Raw genomic sequence first — 22,332 nt, forward strand, 5'->3', positions numbered from 1 at the left:
CAACGGCATGACCGACTCCGGACCGGCCCCGTACGTGGTGGACATCGAAGCCGCCACCCTCGCCAACACCTACTTCCGGGACACCTTGTGGACCGGCACATTCCTGCAGATGACCGTGATGGCGATCGAGCCCGGCGGCGAGGTCGGTGGGGAGATCCACGACGACCACGACCAGTTCATCCGGATCGAGGAGGGCCGCGCCCGCGTGGTGATGGGCCCGGCCAAGGACGTCTTCACCCTGGACCAGGAGGTCGAGGAGGACTGGGTGATCCTCATCCCGGCCGGCAGCTACCACAACGTCATCAACGTCGGCGACGGGCCGCTCAAGCTCTACTCGCTCTATGCGCCGCCGGAGCACAGGCCCGGCACCCGGCACGAGACCGCTGAGGACGCCCGGGAGGACCCCCAGGAGACCGACCTGGTGGACTGACATATGGCCACCACCTCCCCACGGGACTGGGACGCAGCCACGTACGGGGCGCTGCCGCTCCCCCACGTCGGCTGGGGCCGCGGCGTCCTCGACCGGCTCCACCCGGTCGACGGCGAGACCGTCCTCGAACTGGGCTGCGGCACTGGACGCGACGCCGCCGTACTGCTGAGCGAGCATCCGGGCTGCCGGGTGATCGCCCTGGATGCCTCCCCGCGGATGCTGACCGCCGCTGCCGAGACGCTGGCACCGTACGCGGACCGGGTGCGGCTCCGCGAGGCCGACCTGCGTGACGGTTTCGCTCTCGAGGAGCCGGTGGATGCGGCGATGAGCGTCGCCACCTTGCACTGGCTGCCCGACCATCCGGCGGTCTTCGCCTCGGTGGCCCGTGCGCTGCGGCACGGCGGGCGCTTCGTCGCGGACGCAGGCGGCGCCGGGCAACTCGAGCGCGTCCACCGGGCCCGCCGGCGCGTCGAGGGCGTGGCGGATCCCGCTGACGCCACCCACTTCGCCGGCATCGAGGAGACGCGGACGGCCCTGGTGGCGGCCGGCTTCGTGGACGTCGACGTACGGCTCCGACCGGATCCACTGGTGCTGGACGCGGAGACCCTTCGGCCGTACCTGGCCACGGTCATCCTCGGGCGGTCCTGCGCGGACTGCCCGAGGCGGACCGGGACGCGTACGTCGATGCCGTCGCGCGGGCGATGGACGAACCGGTGATCGACTACGTACGACTCGAGTTCGAGGCTCGCCGGGCCTGAGCGAGCCGGACCCGACAGGCGTCGTCAGGCGAGCATCAGGTCGTCGAGCTTCGCGAAGGTGTATCCGGCCGAGACCAGCTTCGGCAGTGCCACGGCGTACCCCTCGGCGGTCATGCCCTTGGGCTGGTTCATGTGACTGATGATGATCGACCCGTGCTTGGCGGTGCCGACGGCCTGGATGACCTGGTCCTTGGTGAAGGTGGCGCCGGCGTCCCCGTTGACGTCGAAGTTGACCGGGATCTCGCCGAGGTCACGGACGATTTTCACGGCGACGTCGTCGTAGTAGGCGGTGCCGGGGCGGAAGTAGCGGGGCTCCTTGCCGGTCAGCCGCGCCAGCACGTCGTGGTTGCCGGCCACCTCGTCGACGACCTCCTGGACACTGGTGGTGCCCTTGATCCCGTACGCCGACCGGCCGCTGACCGACAGCGGGAGGTGGCGGGTGCCGTGGTTGCCGATCTCGAACAGATCGTCGGCGGCGAGTTGCTCGGCGAGGGCGCGATTGGCCTCGATCCAGCGCGAGTTGAGGAACAGAGTGGCGGGGATCCGCTGGGAGTGCAGCAGTGCGATCAGGTCGGTGTCGACGCCGGCCCCACCCGGGCCGCCGCAGGCGTCGAAGGTCAGCGCGACGGCCGGCTTCGTGCTCCGCAGGACGACGCCGTCCACCTCCAGGCCCCAGGCCTTCGGCGTACGACCCTGGTAGCGCTGGGCCACCTCGGTGAGACGCTGCGGCGACAGGGCGGCGGCGGTCGGTGACGGCGTGGGCGCACTGGGCGGAGTCGTCGCCGCCGCAGTGGACGCGGCCGACCCCGCAGCCGCCCCACTGCTCGTCGCCCCCGGCGAACCGCCAGTCGGCCCAGCGCAGGCTGCCAGCACCGCAGCGGCTCCGACGGCCAGCGCCCCGCCGAGCACGGCCCGCCGGGACATCCCGAAGGATCGGCGGCGTCGGGGCGGGAGCGGTCGCGGGACGTCATGGTGACATCATCCGGTACCGAGCGTCAGAGAGCCCTTGGAGAGTGCCATCCGGACCAAGGACCGCCCGTCACTCCCGCAACGGCTCCAGGAGTTGCTCCGGAACCTCGAGCATCCCCTGTAGCAACTGGGCGGAGCGGACCGCGTAGAACCCCTCCGTTGCGCGCTCGTCGAGGGTGTGGACGATGTTCACGCACCGGCGGACGACCACCCGATCCGCGTCGTCGACGATGGCCTCCTTGCGGATCGCCCCGATGGCGACGAAAGCGCTGGCGGTCCCCTGCTGGTAGAGGTGGTGGAACGGCGCCTCAGCACCCAGGGAGCCGAGATTGACGAGGTAAGCGCTCGCATACAGCGGAATCGCCTCGCGAAGGAACCGCGGCAGCAGGTTGTGGAAGTCGAGGAAGAACGCGAACCACGCCACCGCCGCCAGAGCCGGACCCGGCCACGCGGCGAAGACATCGATGAGGCGATCGCTCCCGCTCGCTTCCTTGCCGCGGGCACGCGCGAGTTCGGCGTTAATCCGATCCCGGACCTCCACCACCGTCTCCCGGCCCGTGAAGGACACCTGCACCTGGGTCTCCGGCGCCTCGTCAGTCATCGCCTTCTTGACCACGAACGAGAAGCTGATGTCCTTGTGTACGTAGGTCCGACGCCCGGAGATGAACCGGTTGAGTTCCGGGCGGAGGTGGAACGTCCGGGCGAGCGCGGTCAGGAACACATGGAAGAAGGTGATCCGCTCGGCAGCGGGACGACCCTGGTTGTAGTCGGCCAGCCAGTCGAGCAAGTGGTCGACGTCGACCCGTTGCGGGTAGTAGACCATCGAGTCGATCCGTGTCGACGTCAGGAACGGCACCACGCGCCGCAGCGGCGGGATGTCGTCCACCCGGATGCCGTCGGCACGCCGAAAGAGGACCATGGCAACCTCCTGCGCCTGAGCGTACGATCGCCGGCGCCTGCCCGTCCCGTGCTCGGCGGAGTCCCTTCGATTGTCAGAGGGATTCCCTAGCGTGGGAACCATGAAGAGAAGCGGGTCGATCGGGCCGATCGGGTCGATCAGGCCGGATCCGAGCGGTGTGGCCGATTCCACCCCGTCGATGCTGGCGCGCGCCGTGGGAGAGGTCGCCACCTTCCTCGAGCGCGGGACGGTGTGCCTCACCGACCGGCAACTGCTCGCCGCGTCGACGGCCCTCCAGGGCCTCCTCTCCCGGGTGACGGCTGCGGAACTGGTCGTGGTCCAGGAGCTGGAGACCCGAGGGACGACGCTCGCACTGCTCGGTGTGTCCACGCCGGCATGGCTACGCAGTGCGAACCGGCGGACGGCTCGCCAGGCTCATCAGACCGTCCGCACGGCCGCCGAGCTGGCGGCTCACCCCGCCGTGGCCCAGGCCTTGGGAGCAGGCGAGGCCTCACCTGAGCAGGCCCGCGGCATACTGGCCGGTCTGGCCGTCCTGCCGCCCGATCTCGACCCGGTCACCGCCTCGACGATCGATCAGGACGTGGTCGAGCACGCCGCCCGTTTCGACCCTGACCAGTTGCGTCAGTTGGCGAATCACGCGGTGGAGGTGCACGCCCCCGAGGTCGCGGAGGAGTGGCTGCGGAAGTTGCTGGAGCAGCAGGAGGCCGAGGCACGCAAGAAGCGGAAGCTGGACTGGAGCCGCGACGGGCAGGGGGCCACCTTCTTCCGAGCGAAGTTGCCCACCGTCGAGGGGGACGAGTTCATCGCCCTGATCGAGGCGTACGTGTCGAAGGCCTATCGCAGTCAGGAAATCGAGGCGCTCGACCCTGCCTACACCGCCCCGACCGCGTCGCAGTTGCGCGCCGATGCCCTGATGAGCCTGGTCGACCAGTGCGCGGCGGAGGCTGCGGCACCCGTGCAGGGCGGGGACCGTCCGCGGATCACCGTCGTGATCGACGAGGCGCGGCTCCGCAGCAGGATGGGGACCGCCGAACTCCTCGACTCCGGCGAGACCGTCTCGGCGGGGGCTCTGCGCCGGCTGGCGTGCGACGCGGACATCCTTCCTGCCGTCCTCGGCGGGTCGAGTCAACTGCTCGACGTGGGCCGGACGATGCGCCTGGTGTCGGGCGATCTGCGCCAGGCCGTCCACCTCCGCGACCGCGGCTGCGCCTTCCCCGCTTGCGATCGTCAGGCCCGGTTCTGCGAGGTCCACCACATCGTCCCCTGGGCGTGCGGCGGTGTCTCGGCGCTGCCCAACCTGGTACTGCTGTGCCGCCACCATCACGCCATGGTTGAGCCGGATCCCCGGTCGGTTCCGGGGGCTCGCTGGGAGGTGCGGATGGCGGCAGACGGCATCCCCGAGTTCCTGCCACCGCAAGCTCGCGGCTTCGCCCGGACGCCGCAGCGCAACGCCCGCTACGAGTTGCGAGATCCAGGCCCGCCGTGATCCGCCCCGCCCCGGGCGGCGCCGGGGATCTCGTCGTCCACGTACGCCGGTCGCGCAAGCCGGAGGCCGGCGAGCGTCATCACGACGGCGGTGCCGATCAACAAGGCCAGGACCTGCGCCCACCCGCCGGTCACCTGGTGGAGCACGCCGACGAGCAGCGGCCCGAGACCCGCGAGCACGTAACCGACCGGCTGGATGAAGCCGGAGACGCGCGCGGTCACGTGCGGGTTGTGGGTGCGGGCGGTGATCATGGCGATGGCCGCCGTGAAGGCCCACCCGCCGAGACCCAGCAGCCCCGCCCACAGCCACGGCACGACAGCGGGGGCCAGCCACAGACCGACATAACCTCCGGCGGTGAGGACGCCGAAGACCACGATCCCCACGGTGAGGTCGCGCGCACGGGCGACCCAGACCGGCATCAGGAAGCCCCCGACAATCCCGAGCAGGGAAATCAGTCCCAGCAAGCCACCCGCGGCGGTCGCCGAGAGCCCGGCGTCGCGGTAGATCTGCGGCAGCCAACCGAACTGGGCATACGCGTTGAGAGCCTGCATCCCGAAGAACAGCGACAGCGCCACCGCCGTGGGCGAGCGGAGCAGTGATCCACTCGGCGCCAGGATCGGCGCCCCGGCCCGGTCGGCCCGGTCCCGGCGCTCCCGGATCGTCAGGACGGTCCACGGCACCAGGCCGACGCCGGCGGCGAGCCCCCACATGCCGAGGGCAGCACGCCATCCGCCGGGAGCGATGGCCGCGATCGGCGAGGCCAACATGGAAGCTGCTGCCGCCCCGACCAACAAGGTGACGCTGTAGGCGGTCATCAGCCGGGTGACGTACGTGCCGCCGTGCCTCTTGATCCAGGCGGGCACCAGCACGTTGCCGAGCGCCATCCCGGACAAGCCGACCAGCGTGGCGAGGAGGAAGGTGAGGGCCGAGGCAGTGAAAGTCCGCGCCAGGAATCCGACGGTGATGAGAACGAGACCGGTGAGGACGCCCGCGGTGAGGCCGATGCGACGTGACAGGGCCACCGCCGCCGCACCGATCGCCCCGAACGTCAGGCCCGGAAGCGCGGTGAGCATACCCGCGACGCCGCCTCCGAGGCCGAACTGCTGGCGGAGTTCGGCCATCACCGGCCCGACGGACGTCGCGCCCGGACGCAGCGCCGCAGCCACCAGGATCACGGCCACCAGGGCCAGGGCCGGGCCGACGAGTCCGACCTGCGTACGCATGGGCGAGGGGCTTGGGGCCGACGGACGGCCTCCCCGTGTGTTCTCACTCACAGGGGGAGGCTAGTCGTCGAACTGGTCGACCGCCGCACCGTACGGTCAGGCGTCTCGGACGATCGTGAGATCTTCGAGCGGCCGGCGGGTCCGCGGAGCGGCGTCGCGCTCACGGATGAGGTCAGGCAGGTCATCGGCCTCGGCGAGCTTGCCGACTGCCACGACGCTGACCGGCTCCAGTACCGGCGCGAGGTCGAACGCTGCCCGCAGCGCGTCCACGTGGAAGCCGCCCATCTGGCGCACATGCAGGCCGCGGGACGTGGCCTCGATGCTGAGGTGGGCGACGGCCTGGCCGAGGTCGTACTCGGCCCATCGCAGGCGCTTGCCGTCACGCTCACGTTCCGCCACGGCCACGATGAGGAGGGAGGCGCGAGGGGTCCAGGCGGAGTTGAAGTCCATCAAGGTGCCAAGGATGGCCTCGAACGTCTCGGTCCCCCGCGCCGCGACGATGAACCGGGTCGGCTGCAGGTTGCTCGCGGACGGCGCCCAGCGGGCCGCCTCGCCGAGGGCCTTCAGGTCCTCAGCGGCGACGACGTACTCGGCGTCGTAACCACGGGGGCTCCAGCGCTGGGCGAGGGCCTCGTGGATCGGCACCGAGGTCTCGTTGCGCTGCTCGTTGAGTGTCGTGCTCATGCTGTGTTGTCCGCCTCAAGAGTCGTTGAAATTGTGATCATTGACGTGATGAGGGTAGCAACCTTCCGCAAGCCGCTCGACCACGAGGGCCCGGGCGCCCTCAGGCGTCGGGGTAAGCAGCAGCGTGGCCGCCTCCGGACCTTCGGGCCGCAGCCGACGTCGCAATGTCGCCGGATCGATGTCGATGCCCCGCTTCTTGATCTCCAGTCGGCCGATCCGGCGGTCCCGGACCCAGGCACGCAGCACCTTCTCCTTCACCGCCATCACCTCGAGCACCTGGAAGGCCGTGGCGTACGGCGTTGGTCCTGCCCCGTCACTGACCAGGTAGGCGATTTCCGGCGCCACCCGCCCGGCGTCGAGCAGCCCCGCCAGAGTGTCGACCGCTCCGGCGCGGATGACGGCCGGGTCCGGCTCCCACAGCACGGTGCCAACGCCCGGCATCCGCAACGGCCGGGTGGCATCGTCGGCGACCAGTCGGTGCGCGGGCCCGGACTCTGCTCCCCCGAGCAGGGTGGCGCTTCGCGATCCGGCGCCCGGCAGCGCCCGGGCAGCCTCCGGGGTCGCCGGCCCGGCCCACAGGGCCACCTCGACCAGATCGCCGCGGTGACTGACCCATTCGGCCGCGACGTCCTCGGGGATCAGCCGGTACGGCAGACCCGGTCCGAGTTTGAGACACCCGACACCCCCGCCCCGACGGCCCGGTCCAGCAGCCCGAGGGCCCAGTCCCATGGCGGGGTGAAGTCCGACGGATTCCAGGTCCGACCCGCTCCCGTCCGGCGCGCCGGATCGGCGAAGACGGATACGCCCGGTAACCACAGCTCGTCGAGCAGCAGGGTGGCGTCGCCCTGCACCACGCGCGCCCGCCCGGAGGCCACGGCGGGGGCGAGGTTGGCAGCGGCGACCGAGGCCGTGAACGGGTCGATCTCCACCGCCACCACGTCGAGCCCGGCATCGAGGAACGCCCAGGCGTCCGTCCCGATGCCGCAACCCAGGTCGAGCACACGCGCCGCCCCCGCCGCCGCATAGGTCGCGGCCCGGTGGGCGGCGACGGCTGGCCGCGTCGCCTGCTCGAGCCCCGAGCGCGTGTAGAACCAGCGGTCTGCCTGCGCACCGAACTTCACCCGGGCGGCACGCCGCAACGCCACCTGGGTCAGCACGGCCGCGGCCCGCTCGCCGTAGCGGTCCCGCATCCGGGTGACGGTGCCCGGGGCCTCGGTGTCGGGCAGGCCATCCGCCTCCGCCAACGCCTGACGTCCCTCCGAGGTGCCCAGCCACGCGATGTCGTCCACCGGTCCATTGTGCTGCGGCCCCGTCCGCAACCCCCGCCGATTACTAGACTGAAGAGGTGGCCACGGATGCCCACCCCGCCTCCGCCCGTCCCGCACGAGAGTCCGCGCCGCGGTTGGGCGATCCCACGCTGCGGCCCGCCGAGGATCTGACCGCCGCCCTGGGAGTCCTCCCCGAGCACGGCCTGTCCGCCACCGAGGTGGCCACGCGCGCGGCGACGTATGGGCCGAACGAACTCGAGGGCAGCGCACCGGAGCCGGCCTGGCGCAGGTTCCTGCGGCAGTTCCAGGACCCGTTGGTCTACCTGCTGCTGGTGGCGGTGGGGATCTCCCTGCTCGCCTGGGTGGTCGAAGGTGCCGACGGGCTGCCGGTCGACGCCCTCGTCATCGTCACCATCCTCATCCTCAACGCGGCCATCGGCTACATCCAGGAACGCAAGGCCGTCGACGCCGTCGCGGCGTTGCGGACGATGACGGCGGCCCGGTCCACGGTGCTGCGCGACGGGCGACACGAGACGATCCCCTCGGCCGCTCTCGTCCCCGGTGACATCATGCTGCTCGCCGAGGGGACGCGGTCGGGGCCGACGCACGGCTGTTGTCCGCGGCCGCGCTGCACGTCCAGGAATCCTCCCTCACCGGGGAATCGCACGCCGTCGAGAAGCACGCCGCCGTCCTCGCCGCCCCGGTCCCGCTCGGCGACCGGGCCAACATGGTCTTCAAGGGCACCGCGGTCGCCCGCGGCGTCGGCAGAGCCGTCGTCGTCGCCACCGGCATGGACACCGAGATGGGCGCCGTCGCCGGGATGCTCAACCGGACGCAGGACACCGAGACCCCGCTCGACCGGGAGATCGCCCACGTCTCGCGGACCCTCGGCTGGATCGTGATCGCCATCGCGTTGGTGGTGATGGCCACGATCGTGCTCGTCAACGGCGTTCGCTCCCCGGCCGCCCTCGTCGACGTCCTGCTGCTCGGGGTCTCGCTCGCGGTCGCGGCCGTCCCGGAGGGGCTGCCCGCGATCCTGTCGGTGGTGCTGGCGATCGGCGTCCAGCAGCTCGCCCGGCACCGGGCGGTGGTCAAGCAGCTGTCATCGGTGGAGACCCTGGGCTCGGCATCGGTGATCTGCTCCGACAAGACCGGCACCCTGACGAAGAACGAGATGACCATCCAGAAGCTGGTCACCGCCTCGGGGACCGTCGACCTGTCCGGGACCGGCTACCACCCGCAGGGAGAGGCCAGCCACGACGGCAGACCGTTCGGCACGCCCGCCGCAGACACGTACGCCGCCGACACGGCCCTGCTGCATGAGGCGCGTACGTTGCTGCGGCAGGGGTCCCTGGCGAACAACGCCCAGCTCACCGAACGGGACGGCACCTGGACCATCCAGGGCGACCCCACCGAGGCGGCGTTCCTGGTCGCGGCCCGCAAGCTGGAGGGCGCCGACACGCTCGACGGCTATCACCGGCTGGCCGAGGTCCCCTTCACCTCCGAACGCAAGATGATGTCCACCCTCCACTCCCACCAGGAGCGCCGGCTGCTGCTGACCAAGGGAGCCCCCGACGTCCTGCTCGAGCACTGCGACAGCCGGCTGGTCGGGGAGGACGTCCGACCGCTCGACGAGGCCGCGCGACGACACATCCTCGACGAGGTCGAGGCGCTGTCGGCCCAGGCGTACCGGACGCTCGCGGTCGCCTTCAGGGCGGCCCCCGACGTCGCCGCCGAGCATCTCGACGAGGCGGACGAGCAAGGCCTGACGTACGTCGGCCTGGTCGCGATCATCGACCCCCCGCGACCCGAGGCCGAGGCCGCCATCCGGCAGGCGCATCGGGCGGGGATCCGGACGATCATGATCACCGGCGACCACCCGAGCACGGCGGCCCGGATCGGAGCCGATCTCGGCATCGTCGAGCCGGACGGGCCGGCGATCAGCGGCGCCCAGCTCGATGCGCTCTCGGAGCCCGAGTTCCGGGAGGCGGTCCGTCAGGTGTCCGTGTACGCAAGGGTGGCGCCCGAGCACAAACTGCGGATCGTCGACGCGCTCCACGCCGACGGCCGGATCGTGGCGATGACCGGCGACGGCGTGAACGACGCACCGGCCCTCAAAGCCGCCGACATCGGCATCGCGATGGGCCGGGCCGGGACCGAGGTCACCAAGGACGCCGCCCGGATGATCCTTGCCGACGACAACTTCGCCACGATCGTCGAGGCGGTGGAACAGGGCCGGGTGATCTTCGCCAACATCAAGAAGTTTCTGCGCTACCTGCTCAGCTCCAACATGGGCGAGGTCTTCACCATCTTCCTCGGCGTGGCCCTGGCCAGGCCGATCGGCCTCTACGCGGAGACGCCGGGAGAGATGGCCTTGCCGCTGCTGGCCACCCAGATCCTCTGGATCAACCTGGTCACCGACTCCGCGCCCGCCCTGGCGATGGGGGTCGACCCGCAGATCGACGACGTGATGGCTCTGCCACCCCGAGACCCGCGCGAGCGGGTGATCGATCGACGGATGTGGCTCGGGATCGGTCTGGTCGGGCTGGTGATGGGCGCGGTGACCCTCCTGACGATCGACCTCTGGCGCCCCGGCGGCCTCATCGAGGGCCACCACAGCTACGCCGAGGCACAGACCGCCGCCTTCACGACCTTGGTGCTGGCGCAACTGTTCAACGCGCTGAGCTCCCGGTCGGAGACGACGTCGGCGTTCCACCGGCTGTTCGTCAACCGGTGGCTGTGGGCCTCGATCGGGGTGGTCGTGGTGCTGCAGGTGATGGTCGTGCACGTGCCTTTCCTGCAGGCCGCGTTCAGCACCACCCCGATGACACCCGAGCAATGGCTGGTGTGCGCGGGGATGTCGTCGGTGGTGCTGTGGTTCAACGAGGTGCGCAAGGTGGTGTTGCGGGCCCGGGACCGGCGTCCACGCCAACCCATTTAACATGGGAGCGCCGAATCAATGAAAGGGTCAGTGTGAGCCGAGACTGGGACCCCTCCTCCCGCGATGTCCTCAGCGACCAGCGGGTGGCGTACGACCGGATGCGCGAGGCCTGTCCCGTGGCTCACGACGGCGCCGGCACCTGGACCCTGTTTCGGCACGCCGATGTCGTGGCTGCGGCGCACGACCCGGCCACGTTCTCCAGCCAGGTCTCCCACCACCTCACCCTGCCCAACGGGCTGGACGGCGCGGAGCACGCCACGTACCGTGCGATCGTCGAGCGCTACATGACCCCGCAGCGGGTCGAGGCCCTCGCCCCGGCCTGCCATGCGATCGCCGCCGAGGTCATCGCCTCCACCCCGCGGCACGAGACGTTCCGCGCGGTCGCGCTCGGCACGCGCTACGCCGTCCGCGCCCAGAGCGCCTGGCTGGGCTGGCCACCTCAACTGGAGGACACCCTGATCCAGTGGATGGCCGACAACCACGCCGCGACCCGGTCGGGCGACCACGAACTCACCGCGCAGGTGGCCGAGCGGTTCGACACCATCATCCGCGCCCTCCTCAGCCATGCCCGCCACACTCCCGGCCCTGGTGTCACCACCGAACTGCTGGCCGAACGCCTCGCCGGTCGCCCCCTGCACGAGGAGGAGATCGTCTCCATCCTCCGCAACTGGACCGCCGGCGACCTGGGGTCGATCGCTGTCTCCTTCGGCGTCGTCGTGCATTTCCTGGCCAGTCATCCGACGGTGCAGGGGGACCTGCGGGCGGCGGCCCGAGCCGGCGACCGCGGTGCGATCGCGACGGCTGTGGAGGAGATGCTGCGGATCGACGATCCGTTCGTCGCCAACCGTCGCGTCATCACCCGCGACGTCGAGGTCCGGGGCCGTACGATCCCCGCCAGCGACCGCGTGGTGCTCAACTGGACCGCCGCGAACCGGGACCCGAGGGCGTTCTCCGACCCGGAGGCGTTCCGGCCGCAGGTCAACGCCGCCCACAACCTGGTCTTCGGCACCGGCCCTCACGCCTGTCCCGGTCGGGCACTGTCCCTGATGGAGCTCGCCGTGATCACCATCGAACTGCTGATCGCGACCACCCGGATCGACCACGCACCGGGGCACTCCCCGGTCCGGGAGACGCCGCCCGTCGGTGGCTGGAGCTTCGTGCCGGTGCTGCTGTCCTAGCGCACCTCCGAAACCACCGTCCCGATCGTCAGCGCCCCGGCCTCCCGCGCGGCAGCGGCCACCGCCGCCACGTCCGCCAGGGTTCCCTCGACCAGCACCGGCTCGCCCGCCGCCGAGTCTCCCGACCACACGACGTCCAGCCCCGGCGGCGGCCGGAAGCCCACGCCGTACGGCATCCGGACCACCCCGGCGGCCCGGGCACCCGGGTCGTCGAAGGGGCGCAGCACCAGGGACTGGACGACGGTGAGGCGTTCGGCGGCCCGCCGCAACACCTGGCACTGTCGCGCCGTCGCGTCGAAGGTCAGCGCGATCGCGCCCGGCCGACCGTCGAGCGCCCCGGTCGCCAGCGAGGTGAAGTTGATCCCGCGCTCGGCGAACACCGAGGCCAGCGCCATCAGCGCCCCCGGCTGGTCGAGGCACTGGACGAGTGCCACCCAGGGACGCGGCGCGAACGGGTCGGTCATGCTTGCGTTCCTTCCGTGACGTACGGCTCGACGGTGGCAGCGATCCGCCGGGCCGACCGCGCCAGCAGGGCGTCCTCGTCGGGCGGAAGTTCGCCGAGCAGCACCTCGGTCCAGCCTTCCGGTCCCAGCACCACCGGGACGCCGAGCACTCCATGCACCGGCGCACCCGCCAACTGCGCCTCACCGGCCAGCGCCACCTGTCCGGCCATCACGATCTCGCGACCCTCGGCGATCGCCCGGATCAGGTCGACAGTGGCGTTGGCGGTGCCGACGGCCGTCCGGGCGCCCGACTGGTGCGTCAGCCACGGCCTGGTGACCGTGCGCAGATCGGGAGGCCATCCCTCGACCATCGCGAAGGCCCGGCCGGTGTCCCGCTCCGCCAGCAGCCGGGCCTGGGCAGCAGCGATCTCGTCGGGGAAGCCGGCCAGGGCACGCCCCGCACGCAGGGACGCCACGGTCCGCCGACGCTCCCCCGCGACCAGGCCCCGGACGCGGACCGTCGACCACAGCGGAACGGCATCGTCACCGTGCTGACCCGCGATAAAGCCGCCGACCCGCTGGCGTCGTACGCCCAGGCTGTGGGCGATCTCGCGCCGGAACCGTAGCGTGTCGAGCCAGGCGCCCATCCCGATCACCCGGTGACGGCCGAGCCGGGCGGCCATGGTGGCGACGCCGAGTTCGACGGGGTTGGTGACCACGATGACGACCTCGTCGCCCGAGCCGTGCTCCGCCAGCGCGTCCGCGTACGCGGCGAACATCGCGTGGTTGGCCTGGGCCAGCGCTGCCCGATCGACCGGCTGCCCGGGCCTGGTCCCGATCGTGGCGCCCGAGGCGACCACGATCACGTCGGCGACGACCTCATCGGGGCCAGCGCGACGTCGAAGAGCGGGGCGATCTCGTCGTAGGCGTCGATGAGGTCGGCCCGGTAGCCGTGCGTCGCCGCCTCGGAGCCGCCACCACGCCGGCCCACCAGCTGCAGCCGGGCGGTGGTGGGCAGCGCCCGGCGCTCGACCAGCTGGGTGCAGACCTGTCGGCCGACGGCACCCGTCGCCCCGATCACCGCGACATCCATGCCCCGAGCCTACGGACCGGTGGTGTCGAACGTGTTGCGGTCGGGCCGAACAGCCCCGGTCCGCAACCCACGAGCCCGACAATGGGTCCCACAGGGGTGCCAGGGCAGGGGGTGAGGTCGGTGTCCCGCAGTCCCGCATCCGCGGCCTTCGCGATCCCCAGGATCGCCAGGCTGAGTGCCAACGACCTGGTGTCCCTCGCCGAGGATGCCGGCAGCAGCGTCCCCTTGCAGGTCGGGCTCGTCGTGATGTTGCGGACGGAGCCGGGCTTCTCCGCCCAGGACGTCGTCCGGGCCCTCGATACCCGCCTGCCGAGCGTCCCGCGGATGCGCCAGCGCCTGGTACGGACGGCCTTCTGGCAGGGGCGCAGTTACTGGGCCGACGACCCCGACTTCCGACTCGACCGGCACGTCCGGGTGGTCGAGGCCAGGGGTGGGCGGGAGGCGGCCCTCGCGGTCGCCGATGAGCTCGTGACCACCCCAATGCCCGCGGATCACCCGTTGTGGGCGGCTCGCGTCGTCTCGGGCCTCGATGAGGGCCGGTCGGCCGCCGTGGTCTTCGCCTCGCACCACGTGATGGCCGACGGCGTCGCCGGGATGGCGCTGCTGCGCGGATTGACCGACGGTCCACCGCCCACCGTCGACCCGGCGCTCCCCGCGTTCCCACGTCCCGCCCCCTCCCGGTGGCAGCTCCTCGCGGACGCTGTCCGAGGCCTGCTGCAGTCGATGCGGTCGCTGCCCGCCACACTGCACGACGGCCTGCGCGAACTCGCCAGCCTGCTGCGGGCCCGACGCCCCCTGGTGGCGGCCAGCTCATTGACCCGTCCGACCGGACCACACCGGCGCTCGGCGGCGGTGAGCTGTGATCTCGAGGCCGCCCGTGCTGCCGCCCACGCCGCCGGAGCGAGCGTGAACGACCTGCTGCTGACCGCGATCGTGGTGGCGCTGGGCGACCTGCTCGCCTCCCGCGGGGAGCGGGCCGAGGACTTCTCGGTCGGTGTCCTGGTCTCCGGCCGGCCCCCTATCCTCCCGACCCACGACGGCCACTCGGGGTCCGGCAACCGGTCGGGCACGGTCCCGATCACCCTGCCGGCCACGGGCGCCCCGTACGATCGGCTGCGCCTCGTCGCGCAACGGACCGCAGCCGCCAAGAGCCGCCGACGAACCGCGGTGAACGCCTGGCTCGGTCCCGCCACCCGCCTGTTGGCCGGACTGGGACTGTTCGCGTGGGTGGCACGGCGGCAACGCTTCCTGCACACCTTCGCCAGCTCCCTGCGCATCCAGGGCGACCCGCTCACCATGGCCGGCTGCCCGGTGACCGAGATCATCCCGCTGTCGGTGGCCACCGGCAACATCACCGTGGTCTTCGCGAGCGTGTCGTACGCTGGCCGGCTGACGGCCTCGATCATGGCCGACGCGGTCGCCTGCCCGGACCTCGACGTCCTGCGCGACCGGCTGCAGGCCGCGCTCGAGGAGCTGCTGGAGGGGGCGGCTGGCCCCGCGATCCCCTACCGTTGACGCCATGCCCGGCTTCGAGATCCTGTTCGTCATCATCGTCGTGCTGCTGGTGGCCGGTCTGCTGTTCGGTGGCCTGCGCACCAGCATCTTCTTCACCGTGCACACCCAGGAGAACGTGCTGGTCGAGCGGTTCGGCAAGTTCCAGAAGGTCGCCGGCCCCGGCCTGAACATGAAGATCCCCTTCATCGAGACCACCACCAAGCCGATCTCGCTGCGGGTCAAGCAGCTCGAGGTCAACATCGAGACTAAGACCAAGGACAACGTCTTCGTGACGATCCCGGTCGCGGTGCAGTACGTGATCGACCAGCACGCCGTCGTCGACGCGTACTACAAGCTCTCCGACCCCGAGGACCAGATCCGCTCCTACGTCTTCGACACCGTCCGCTCCGCCCTGTCCGGGCTGACCCTGGACACCGCGTTCGAGTCGAAGGACGACATCGCCACGACGGTCGAGCAGCGGCTGTCGCAGTCGATGGCCGAGTACGGCTTCCGGATCGTCAACACCCTGGTCACCGACATCTCCCCCGACCCACGGGTCCGCGACTCGATGAACTCGATCAACGCCGCCCAGCGCGAGCGGGACGCCGCCCAGTCCCTGGCGGAGGCCGACAAGATCAAGCGGGTCACCCAGGCCCAGGCCGAGGCGGAGTCCAAGCGGCTGCAGGGCGAGGGGGTCGCGGCCCAGCGCAAGGCGATCGCCATGGGCATTGCCGAGCAGTACGAGATGCTGCGGGCCGCCGGCATCGAGGACACCGCCGAACAACTGCTGCTGATGACGCAGTACTTCGACACGCTGCAGGACGTCGCCCGCAACGGGCGGTCCAACGTCCTGCTGCTGCCCTCCAACCCCGGGGCCCTCGGGACCTGTCGCAGGAGATCCGTACGTCGCTGCTGACCGGCTACGAGTCGGAGCACGCCCGTCGTGACGGCGATGCCCGAGCCGAACGGGCGGCCGCCGAGCAGCGGGCCGCCGAGCAGCAGGCGGCCGCCCGGGCCGCGCAGCAGGAGGCGGCCTACCGGGCACGTGCCGCGGCGGCCCAGGTGCCGGGAGAGGACATCCCGGCGCCGGCGGAGCAGCTCACCAGCCGTCTCCCGCAACGCCTGCAGGACCAGGTCAACCAGTTCCTGCAGCAGCGCCCACCGCAGGTCTGATCACTGGCACCTCCAGGGTCAGCGCACGTCGGGGAGGACCATGACACGCGCGGATGGGCGGCTTGCGGCCTTATCGGGTGATAATCTCGCCCGCGGAGTGCCGGATCGGTGCACCGCTGAACGGGGGAACAGCATGGCATCCGCATCTCAGGACAAGGTCATCGAGAGGTACGGCCGACGTCCGGCCCGCTATGAGGCCGACGAGCACCGAACGACGACGTTGTCGGGCACCTGCTCCTGAACGCACCCTCGTTCACGAGAGAGTAGAGCCATCATGGTGGGCTTCTATGCGGTGCTGTCGTACGTCATCCTGGCTGCGGCGCTGCTGTTCATGGTCAAGGTCGCGCGTGGGAGCAACGGACCCGCGAAGTCGTGGGCGGACCTCCGCTCCTACGACCTCGAGGGCCAGATGTGGGCGGTCGTCCTGATCTCAGGCATGGCCGTCGGTGCGATCGTCCAGGCGGTAGGGGGTGGGGTCACCTCGTTCTCCGCGGTCGCTCTCGGGGTGGGGATCTGGTGCGGAGTGTTCCGGAAGCCGGATCGATTCTCCGGTCTGGTGCCCGGAACAGTGGGTGCAGTGGCTTCGGTGTACGGATCGATCGACTTCGTGACCCGTGCCTCCAGCGACGCGGACCGCATCATCCGAGGTGGGATCATGTTCTGCCTGGCTGCCCTTTTCGTGCTTGCCGCAGTGACGCGCGTCCAACCGCTCCGGGGATTGACGTGGTTCGCGGCACTCGATGTGATCGCCTTCCTGGCCGGACCCGGAGGAGCAAGTTGGGTGGAGAGCCACGGCTGGCACGTGGGTGCACTCTCACTGATCGGGATCGGTGCGGCGGTGACGCTCGCCCTCATGCCGACGTTCGTGATCGCCTTGGCCGCTCTGGCCGTGGCCGGGATCCAAGTGCTCGGCTCGGCCTTCGGCTACCTCCCCGGGGACCTGACCTATTCGTTCGGGCCCATTGTGATGGCGCTCGTCGGATTCTGGATCACCCGAGCGGCAAGGACCCGCATCGGCGTGTGAGGGTCGCCGCGATCAGTACCTGCCCGCGTTGTCTCTCGTCGGCTCCTACTCCCCGCCCATGATCCGGTGGATGTCGAGGCCGTAGCGGCGCACCAGGGTGTGCTTCGCCTGGTTGTATGCCCGGGTGCTGCCCTTGTCCTGGGTCCGGTCGACGTAGCGTCGGGCCAGCTCCCCGGCGATGACGTCCAGCAGGAGCTCGGCCAGTAGCAGCCGCGCTCCGTCGCGGAAGTGGCCGCGCCCGTCGATGTACATCCGGACGGTGGGCGCCTCGGTGTTGATCAGCACCAGCCGTTCGTCCGGGCTGTAGACCGCGCGGTCGATGTCGTTGTTGAGGTTGCGCAACTCGTACCCGACGAACATGTCGGTGGAGTTGTCCTGGTCCCAGGTATGAGGTGCCACCCCCGGGTGGCTCGGGCCGCGGCCCAGCCCGTGGCCCGAGCCGTGTTCGGCGATCACCACCTCGCAGGTGGCGCGCCACGGGCCGCAGCCGGCGGACAGGCGCCCGTCCGCGCCGATCTCGTGACCCGTCATCGCCCAGGAGAAACGACCGTCGGACGGGAGTTCGGCGACCGCGATCGAGCCCGCCGCCGGATCGACGGCGACCGACCCCGGCAGGTCGTACTGGAACTCCAGCAGTTCCTGGTCGAGCACCTGCTCGCGGTCGACAACGAGGGTGACGTGGAAGGGACGGCCCACCGTCCGGTAGTAGAACGGCGTGGTGAAGCGCAGCACCGCCGGGCGGCCGGTGGGGAACGGACCGTACGTCCCTGATCCGGGCCCGGGGGGCAGCACGATGCCGAGGTCGTCGACGGCCACCTCGTTCATCCGCGCGAGCACCAGCTCGATCAGTCCCTGGGTCCGCTTCGACGTCGACGCGTGGTCGACGTGGCTCAGCCGCAACCGCTCGCTGTGCACGGCTGGCGCGATCGCCTCACTCACCGCGGCCGCGAACGCCGCGACGAAGGGGTCCTTGGCGTTGAGCCCCTCCCGTTCGTCGCTGATCACCGGGTGTCCGCGCGCCAACATCAACGCCAGGCCAGGACACTCGACGGTCCCGAAGAGGTACTCGGTGCCGAGTTGGTTCTCGAATCGGAAGAACTGGCAGTCCAGCACCGCGGTGCCCGACAGCACCAGGAGCCCGTTGGTGCGCTCGTCGCCCTTGAGGACGAGTTCGGTCGCCAGGGCGCGGCGCAGGGTGAGCGTGAACACGTAGGAGGCTCCCCCGTACATGAACGTACGGGGGTCAGCCGGGCCGATCAGGACTTCGGAGGGAGGTGGCTCGTAGCCGAGGCGCAGCGGCGTGGCGGTCCGGCTCTCGTTGCGGTTCACCAGCTCGACCTGGCGGCGGCGTAGGACGTCGCGCAGGTAGACGTTGTGGCCGAGGGCGGTGACCAGCGTCCGGAAGTACGGCATGACGACGTCGCCGTTGTCGACGACGATGGTCACCAGGGTGCCGTTCGTGCCGGCCGGCACGCCGAGGCGAGTACGGTCCCGGGGAGTGGCCGGGCGGTCGGTGTCCCAGTCGTCGAAGACGTAGCCACCGAGTTCGGTGCGGAAGAGGTCGACCCGGGCGAAACGGCCGTCATGGATGGACTCGACCCAGCCGTGCCCCAGCCCGTAGACGGCCTGTTTGAGTCCCCGCCCGAAGTACCCGCGGCCCACTGCCTGGCCCCGCGACAACAGGCTGTGGGCACCCCCGTAGGACAGCACCGAACGGAGCCGGTCCAGTGACATCCCCTCGGAGCAGTCCGCCACGGTCAGCACGGCGCCGTTCAGGTGACGTTCGTAGCTGACGGTGATCCGGCCGCTGACCGGCAATCCGCGCTGCTCAAGACGGGTATAGCTGTCATCGGAGTTGGTGATCAGCTCGACGAGGGCCTTCTCGACCGAGGCGAAGCGGCGCGAATCGATGTCGATGATCCGTTGGTCGACCGGCAACGCATGGATCCCCATCGCCCTCGCCCCTCTGACGGCGTCGCTACATCCTCGTCTCCCGAGAATACGCCGGTCTGCGAGGGATCAGCCGACGATCGCGTCGGAGGTCAGGCCGCCGGCGCGACGTACGCCTGCGAGACCGGCATACCGGAATCCGCCCCGACCAGGATCGGTGACGGCGCGGCGCCCGCTTCGATGATCTGTGCCCCCAGGACGGCGATCATGGCGCCATTGTCCGTGCACAGCCCCGGACGCGGACGGCGCAGCGTGATGCCGGCCGCCGCCGTACGCTCCTCCAGCAACCCGCGCAGGCGTGAGTTGGCCGCGACACCACCGCCGAGCAGCAGGGTCTCGGCACCGAAGTGCTGGCAGGCGGCGACAGCCTTGGCGGTGAGCACGTCGCAGACCGCCTCCTGGAACGATGCGGCGACGTCGTTCACCGGGATCTCGCGTCCGGCGGCCTGTTCGGTCTCCACCCAGCGCGAGACCGCGGTCTTGAGGCCGGAGAAGGAGAAGTCGAAGGGGTGCTTCACCAGGTCGTGCTTCGCCGTCAGCCCCCGCGGGAAGTGGATCGCCGCCGGGTCGCCCAGCTGGGCCGCCTTGTCGATCACCGGACCGCCGGGGTAGGCCAGGCCGAGCACGCGGGCGACCTTGTCGTACGCCTCGCCGGCAGCGTCGTCGATGGTGGTGCCGACCTCCTCGATGTCGTCGGTGAGGTTGCCGATCCGCAGCAGCGAGGTGTGGCCACCGGAGACCAACAGCGCCATCGTCGGCGAGGCGGGATCCAGCGGACCGTGCTCCAACAGGTCGACGGCGACGTGGCCGACCAGGTGGTTCACCCCGTAGAGGGGCTTGTCCCAGGCCAGCGACAGGGCTTTCGCCGCGGAGATGCCGACCGCCAGCGCGCCCATCAGGCCGGGGCCGGAGGTGACGGCGATGCCGTCGAGATCGTCGGGCGTCACCCCGGCCGCCTCGAAGGCGCGCTGCAGGGCCGGGACGATCGCCTGGAGGTGCGCCCGGGAGGCGACCTCGGGGACGACGCCACCGAAGCGGACGTGTTCCTCGACCGAGCTGGCGACCTCGTTGGCCAGCAACTCGGTGCCGCGGACGATGCCGACGCCCGTCTCGTCGCAGGACGACTCGATCCCCAGGACCAGCGGTGCGCTCATGCGTTCATTCCTTTCAGGGCGGGCCCCGCGAGGGGCGGGAGGTCGGCCTCCACGGGGGCGCTCATCACCAGGGCGTCCGCGCCGGGGCCGTAGTAGCCGGGACGGGTGTGCAGGGTGGCGAAGCCGCAATGGGTGTACAGGGCGATCGCGGGGTCGTTGTCGTGACGGACCTCGAGCAGCACGGTGTCCACCCCTCGGGTCCGCAGGTGCAGCATGCCGGTGCGGACGAGGCCGCGACCGACCCGGCGGCCCCGCGACGCCGGCGCGACGACCACCCGCATCAGGTCCGCGGTGTCCGGACCCACCAGGAAGGTGATCACCCCGAGGAGTGCCGCCTCCTCCGGCTCGGTGGCGACGAGGACCAAGCGGTCGGCCCCCTCGACCTCGGAGCGCCAGGATGCCTCGCTCCACTGCTCTCGCTGGGGGAATCCGGCCCGCTCCAGCTGCATGATCGCGGGCAGGTCGAGCGCGGTGGCGCGGCGCAGGATCATGCCCGCCCGATCGTCAGGCGCTTGTGGCTGACCAGGGCCGACTTGCGCGTCGTCGGCGCGACCGCGTCGGGACGGCGCAGGTACAGCGGCTGGTCGCCCGCCGAGGGTAGGCCGAGGCCGACCCGGGCGAGCAGCCCGGGATCGAGCGCGCGGGGGCCGGCGTCGACGCGGCCGTGGTGGACGAGTGGGTAGAGGTCGGCCCCGGGGCCGACGACGACCAGGTCGGGCAGCGCGGCGGGGACACTCACCTGCGGCTCGCCGACCCGCGAGCCGTCGGCGGCGTAGCGAGCCCAGTAGAGCTCTTTACGGCGGGCATCCGCGGCGACGACGAAGTCGGCCTCCGGCTGGTGTTCGTGGGCGTGCTCGTACGCCACCACGTCGAGGCTGCAGACGCCGTGCAGCCGGACGTTCCCGGCCCAGGCGAGCGTCTCGGCGGTGGCGATCCCGACCCGCAGCCCGGTGAAGGGCCCCGGCCCGAGGCCCACCACGATGTCAGTGAGGTCACCCAGCGACGCCCCCGCCTCGGCCAGCACCTCGCGGATCCGGGCGGCAAGGTGCTCGACGTGGGCCCGCCGGTCGTCGTCCCGCCGGGTCGCCAGCACGGTGTCACCCGACGCGACGCCCACGCACATGTCGGTGGACGTGTCGATGGCCAGGACGAGAGGGGTGTCAGTCATGGAGTGGGCCTCCGGTGGGTGCGACGGATTCGATCTGGCGGTGCAGCTGCTCCCAGCGCTCGCCCTCACCGCGGAAGAAGACGAAGCGGGTGTCGTCGGCGGGGTCACCGGAGCGTTCGATGCTCATCAGCAGTCGGTCGCTGTTCAGCCGCTCGGCGATGCCTTCACCCCACTCGACCAGGGTGACCGCCCCGGCGGCGGTCTCGTCGAGGTCGATGTCGTCGAGCTCGTCGCCGTCGCCGAGGCGGTAGGCGTCGACGTGGACGAGGGTCGGGCGGCCCTCCGCGGCGCGGTGCACCCGGGACAGCACGAACGTCGGGGAGACCACGGGGCCCTCCACGCCGAGGCCCCGCCCGAGGCCCTGGGTGAAGGTCGTCTTGCCGGCACCGAGCTCGCCCTTGGCGATGACCAGATCGCCGGCGCGCACGACGCGGGCCAGCCACTCCCCCAGCCGGGTCATGTCCTCGGCGGTGGGCACCTCGAAGGCGACGGGCAGCTCACGGCCGACCTGCAGCAGGAGGTCGCCACGCGAGAGGATCTCGTAGCCCAGCCGACGCCACCACTCGAGCAGTTCGGGGAACTCGATCCGGACGCCGAGCTGGGCGAAGGAGCAGCCGCGCAAGGCGGCGAGTTCCTCGGCCAGGCCGATCATCGAGGTCGCGATCCCGTGCCGCTGGAAGTCGGGGTGCACGCTGACCCGGTGCCAGTGGGCCACGGCGGCCGGCAGGTCGGTCGAGGCATCCATCCCGATGCCCACGAGCACGGCGCCGGCCGGGCGGCCACCGACCCGGGCGATGATCCCGAACCCGTCCCGCAGTGCCTTGGCGACGGAGGCCTCCGTCTCGGACAGTCCGGCCGGGGGCGGCCCGACGACCCGGCGGGCGCCGAACGCCGCGTGGATGACCTCCACCAGGGCGGGGGCGTCGGCCTCCACGGCGAGGGCGAGGTCGAGCTGGGGCTCAGCACTCATTCAAGAC

General features: G+C 71.1%; 22 protein-coding genes and 1 pseudogene. 9 read left to right on the forward strand and 14 right to left on the reverse strand.

The annotated features are described in order from the left end of the window. The first annotated feature begins 7 nt into the window (after positions 1 to 7). Positions 8 to 430: a cupin domain-containing protein gene (locus Rai3103_RS02150; protein ID WP_153571209.1), complete on the forward strand. Its 423-nt coding sequence runs from the start codon at positions 8 to 10 to the stop codon at positions 428 to 430. Positions 431 to 433: 3 nt separating this feature from the next. Next, complete coding sequence (locus Rai3103_RS02155) at positions 434 to 1,147, forward strand: class I SAM-dependent methyltransferase (RefSeq protein WP_228489094.1); 714 nt, start codon at positions 434 to 436, stop codon at positions 1,145 to 1,147. A gap of 65 nt (positions 1,148 to 1,212) precedes the next feature. Here Rai3103_RS02155 and Rai3103_RS02160 read toward each other — a convergent pair whose 3' ends face one another. Both Rai3103_RS02160 and Rai3103_RS02165 read right to left on the reverse strand, forming a co-directional pair. Next, entirely contained in the window at positions 1,213 to 2,112 is a 900-nt protein-coding gene (locus Rai3103_RS02160; RefSeq protein WP_153571210.1) for a polysaccharide deacetylase family protein, read from the reverse strand. 115 nt (positions 2,113 to 2,227) lie between these two features. After that, positions 2,228 to 3,076 carry a 2-oxo acid dehydrogenase subunit E2 gene (locus Rai3103_RS02165; RefSeq protein WP_194793231.1) on the reverse strand — a complete coding sequence of 283 codons (849 nt, stop codon included), beginning with the start codon at positions 3,074 to 3,076 and terminating at the stop codon, positions 2,228 to 2,230. Positions 3,077 to 3,176: 100 nt separating this feature from the next. Between Rai3103_RS02165 and Rai3103_RS02170 the strand changes: the two genes are divergently transcribed. Further along, entirely contained in the window at positions 3,177 to 4,562 is a 1,386-nt protein-coding gene (locus Rai3103_RS02170) for an HNH endonuclease signature motif containing protein (RefSeq protein WP_153571212.1), read from the forward strand. Here the strand turns inward: Rai3103_RS02170 and Rai3103_RS02175 are convergent. From Rai3103_RS02175 to Rai3103_RS02190, 4 genes are all read right to left on the reverse strand, one after another. Next, positions 4,532 to 5,785 carry an MFS transporter gene (locus Rai3103_RS02175; protein WP_153571213.1) on the reverse strand — a complete coding sequence of 418 codons (1,254 nt, stop codon included), beginning with the start codon at positions 5,783 to 5,785 and terminating at the stop codon, positions 4,532 to 4,534. The two genes, Rai3103_RS02170 and Rai3103_RS02175, sit on opposite strands and share 31 nt — an antisense overlap. Before the next feature lie 96 nt (positions 5,786 to 5,881). After that, the gene (locus Rai3103_RS02180) at positions 5,882 to 6,469 is read right to left on the reverse strand and encodes a nitroreductase family protein (protein ID WP_153571214.1); all 588 of its coding nucleotides are present in this window, start codon (positions 6,467 to 6,469) and stop codon (positions 5,882 to 5,884) included. A gap of 15 nt (positions 6,470 to 6,484) precedes the next feature. Next, complete coding sequence (locus Rai3103_RS02185; RefSeq protein WP_153571215.1) at positions 6,485 to 7,198, reverse strand: THUMP-like domain-containing protein; 714 nt, start codon at positions 7,196 to 7,198, stop codon at positions 6,485 to 6,487. After that, positions 7,108 to 7,758 carry a class I SAM-dependent methyltransferase gene (locus Rai3103_RS02190; protein ID WP_153571216.1) on the reverse strand — a complete coding sequence of 217 codons (651 nt, stop codon included), beginning with the start codon at positions 7,756 to 7,758 and terminating at the stop codon, positions 7,108 to 7,110. The genes Rai3103_RS02185 and Rai3103_RS02190 overlap by 91 nt, the downstream gene beginning before the upstream one ends. A 56-nt stretch (positions 7,759 to 7,814) precedes the next feature. On the opposite strand from Rai3103_RS02190, the pseudogene Rai3103_RS17310 reads away from it, so the two are divergent. From Rai3103_RS17310 to Rai3103_RS02200, 3 genes and pseudogenes are all read left to right on the forward strand, one after another. Next, positions 7,815 to 8,027: pseudogene (locus Rai3103_RS17310) on the forward strand (cation-transporting P-type ATPase); the annotation flags it as partial. Positions 8,028 to 8,350: 323 nt separating this feature from the next. Next, positions 8,351 to 10,678 carry a cation-translocating P-type ATPase gene (locus Rai3103_RS02195; RefSeq protein ID WP_228489095.1) on the forward strand — a complete coding sequence of 776 codons (2,328 nt, stop codon included), beginning with the start codon at positions 8,351 to 8,353 and terminating at the stop codon, positions 10,676 to 10,678. Between the two features lie 32 nt (positions 10,679 to 10,710). Further along, entirely contained in the window at positions 10,711 to 11,856 is a 1,146-nt protein-coding gene (locus Rai3103_RS02200; protein ID WP_228489096.1) for a cytochrome P450, read from the forward strand. Here the strand turns inward: Rai3103_RS02200 and Rai3103_RS02205 are convergent. The 3 genes from Rai3103_RS02205 to Rai3103_RS17315 are packed head-to-tail and all read right to left on the reverse strand — an operon-like array spanning position 11,853 to position 13,392. Further along, complete coding sequence (locus Rai3103_RS02205) at positions 11,853 to 12,320, reverse strand: ACT domain-containing protein (RefSeq protein WP_153571217.1); 468 nt, start codon at positions 12,318 to 12,320, stop codon at positions 11,853 to 11,855. The genes Rai3103_RS02200 and Rai3103_RS02205 overlap by 4 nt on opposite strands. Then, positions 12,317 to 13,165 (reverse strand): Rossmann-fold NAD(P)-binding domain-containing protein, encoded by an 849-nt coding sequence (locus tag Rai3103_RS02210; RefSeq protein WP_228489097.1) that lies wholly within the window; start codon positions 13,163 to 13,165, stop codon positions 12,317 to 12,319. The genes Rai3103_RS02205 and Rai3103_RS02210 overlap by 4 nt, the downstream gene beginning before the upstream one ends. Further along, positions 13,162 to 13,392: a hypothetical protein gene (locus Rai3103_RS17315; protein WP_228489098.1), complete on the reverse strand. Its 231-nt coding sequence runs from the start codon at positions 13,390 to 13,392 to the stop codon at positions 13,162 to 13,164. The genes Rai3103_RS02210 and Rai3103_RS17315 overlap by 4 nt, the downstream gene beginning before the upstream one ends. Positions 13,393 to 13,512: 120 nt before the next feature. On the opposite strand from Rai3103_RS17315, the gene Rai3103_RS02215 reads away from it, so the two are divergent. From Rai3103_RS02215 to Rai3103_RS02225, 3 genes are all read left to right on the forward strand, one after another. After that, the gene (locus tag Rai3103_RS02215; protein ID WP_194793233.1) at positions 13,513 to 14,907 is read left to right on the forward strand and encodes a wax ester/triacylglycerol synthase domain-containing protein; all 1,395 of its coding nucleotides are present in this window, start codon (positions 13,513 to 13,515) and stop codon (positions 14,905 to 14,907) included. Positions 14,908 to 14,911: 4 nt separating this feature from the next. After that, positions 14,912 to 15,802 (forward strand): SPFH domain-containing protein, encoded by an 891-nt coding sequence (locus Rai3103_RS02220; RefSeq protein WP_228489099.1) that lies wholly within the window; start codon positions 14,912 to 14,914, stop codon positions 15,800 to 15,802. A 531-nt stretch (positions 15,803 to 16,333) separates the two neighbouring features. After that, positions 16,334 to 17,083 carry a hypothetical protein gene (locus tag Rai3103_RS02225; RefSeq protein ID WP_153571219.1) on the forward strand — a complete coding sequence of 250 codons (750 nt, stop codon included), beginning with the start codon at positions 16,334 to 16,336 and terminating at the stop codon, positions 17,081 to 17,083. Positions 17,084 to 17,128: 45 nt separating this feature from the next. Here Rai3103_RS02225 and Rai3103_RS02230 read toward each other — a convergent pair whose 3' ends face one another. The 5 genes from Rai3103_RS02230 to tsaE all read right to left on the reverse strand — a co-directional run bounded on the left by Rai3103_RS02230 (position 17,129) and on the right by tsaE (position 22,325). Then, positions 17,129 to 19,036: an ATP-binding protein gene (locus Rai3103_RS02230; protein ID WP_153571220.1), complete on the reverse strand. Its 1,908-nt coding sequence runs from the start codon at positions 19,034 to 19,036 to the stop codon at positions 17,129 to 17,131. Positions 19,037 to 19,125: 89 nt separating this feature from the next. Further along, positions 19,126 to 20,187, reverse strand: a complete 1,062-nt coding sequence (gene tsaD, locus Rai3103_RS02235) for a tRNA (adenosine(37)-N6)-threonylcarbamoyltransferase complex transferase subunit TsaD (protein WP_153571221.1) — start codon at positions 20,185 to 20,187, stop codon at positions 19,126 to 19,128. Further along, on the reverse strand, positions 20,184 to 20,675 hold the full coding sequence (locus Rai3103_RS02240; protein ID WP_422396029.1) for a GNAT family N-acetyltransferase: 492 nt from the start codon (positions 20,673 to 20,675) through the stop codon (positions 20,184 to 20,186). Before Rai3103_RS02240 ends, tsaD begins: the two co-directional genes overlap by 4 nt. After that, entirely contained in the window at positions 20,675 to 21,355 is a 681-nt protein-coding gene (gene tsaB, locus Rai3103_RS02245; RefSeq protein WP_153571223.1) for a tRNA (adenosine(37)-N6)-threonylcarbamoyltransferase complex dimerization subunit type 1 TsaB, read from the reverse strand. The genes Rai3103_RS02240 and tsaB overlap by 1 nt, the downstream gene beginning before the upstream one ends. Next, positions 21,348 to 22,325 carry a tRNA (adenosine(37)-N6)-threonylcarbamoyltransferase complex ATPase subunit type 1 TsaE gene (gene tsaE, locus Rai3103_RS18665; protein ID WP_338420049.1) on the reverse strand — a complete coding sequence of 326 codons (978 nt, stop codon included), beginning with the start codon at positions 22,323 to 22,325 and terminating at the stop codon, positions 21,348 to 21,350. Before tsaE ends, tsaB begins: the two co-directional genes overlap by 8 nt. Between the last annotated feature and the right edge of the window lie 7 nt (positions 22,326 to 22,332).

This window comes from Raineyella fluvialis (assembly GCF_009646095.1).
Lineage (GTDB): Bacteria > Actinomycetota > Actinomycetes > Propionibacteriales > Propionibacteriaceae > Raineyella > Raineyella fluvialis.

Coding starts and splice junctions, on each gene's coding strand:
- Rai3103_RS02150 (WP_153571209.1), top strand. CDS start 8: ATGACCGACTCCGGACCGGCCCCGTACGTGGTGGACATCGAAGCCGCC.
- Rai3103_RS02155 (WP_228489094.1), top strand. CDS start 434: ATGGCCACCACCTCCCCACGGGACTGGGACGCAGCCACGTACGGGGCG.
- Rai3103_RS02160 (WP_153571210.1), bottom strand. CDS start 2,112: ATGTCCCGGCGGGCCGTGCTCGGCGGGGCGCTGGCCGTCGGAGCCGCT.
- Rai3103_RS02165 (WP_194793231.1), bottom strand. CDS start 3,076: ATGGTCCTCTTTCGGCGTGCCGACGGCATCCGGGTGGACGACATCCCG.
- Rai3103_RS02170 (WP_153571212.1), top strand. CDS start 3,177: ATGAAGAGAAGCGGGTCGATCGGGCCGATCGGGTCGATCAGGCCGGAT.
- Rai3103_RS02175 (WP_153571213.1), bottom strand. CDS start 5,785: ATGCGTACGCAGGTCGGACTCGTCGGCCCGGCCCTGGCCCTGGTGGCC.
- Rai3103_RS02180 (WP_153571214.1), bottom strand. CDS start 6,469: ATGAGCACGACACTCAACGAGCAGCGCAACGAGACCTCGGTGCCGATC.
- Rai3103_RS02185 (WP_153571215.1), bottom strand. CDS start 7,198: ATGGGACTGGGCCCTCGGGCTGCTGGACCGGGCCGTCGGGGCGGGGGT.
- Rai3103_RS02205 (WP_153571217.1), bottom strand. CDS start 12,320: ATGACCGACCCGTTCGCGCCGCGTCCCTGGGTGGCACTCGTCCAGTGC.
- Rai3103_RS17315 (WP_228489098.1), bottom strand. CDS start 13,392: ATGGATGTCGCGGTGATCGGGGCGACGGGTGCCGTCGGCCGACAGGTC.
- Rai3103_RS02220 (WP_228489099.1), top strand. CDS start 14,912: ATGCCCGGCTTCGAGATCCTGTTCGTCATCATCGTCGTGCTGCTGGTG.
- Rai3103_RS02225 (WP_153571219.1), top strand. CDS start 16,334: ATGGTGGGCTTCTATGCGGTGCTGTCGTACGTCATCCTGGCTGCGGCG.
- Rai3103_RS02230 (WP_153571220.1), bottom strand. CDS start 19,036: ATGGGGATCCATGCGTTGCCGGTCGACCAACGGATCATCGACATCGAT.
- tsaD (WP_153571221.1), bottom strand. CDS start 20,187: ATGAGCGCACCGCTGGTCCTGGGGATCGAGTCGTCCTGCGACGAGACG.
- tsaB (WP_153571223.1), bottom strand. CDS start 21,355: ATGACTGACACCCCTCTCGTCCTGGCCATCGACACGTCCACCGACATG.
- tsaE (WP_338420049.1), bottom strand. CDS start 22,325: ATGAGTGCTGAGCCCCAGCTCGACCTCGCCCTCGCCGTGGAGGCCGAC.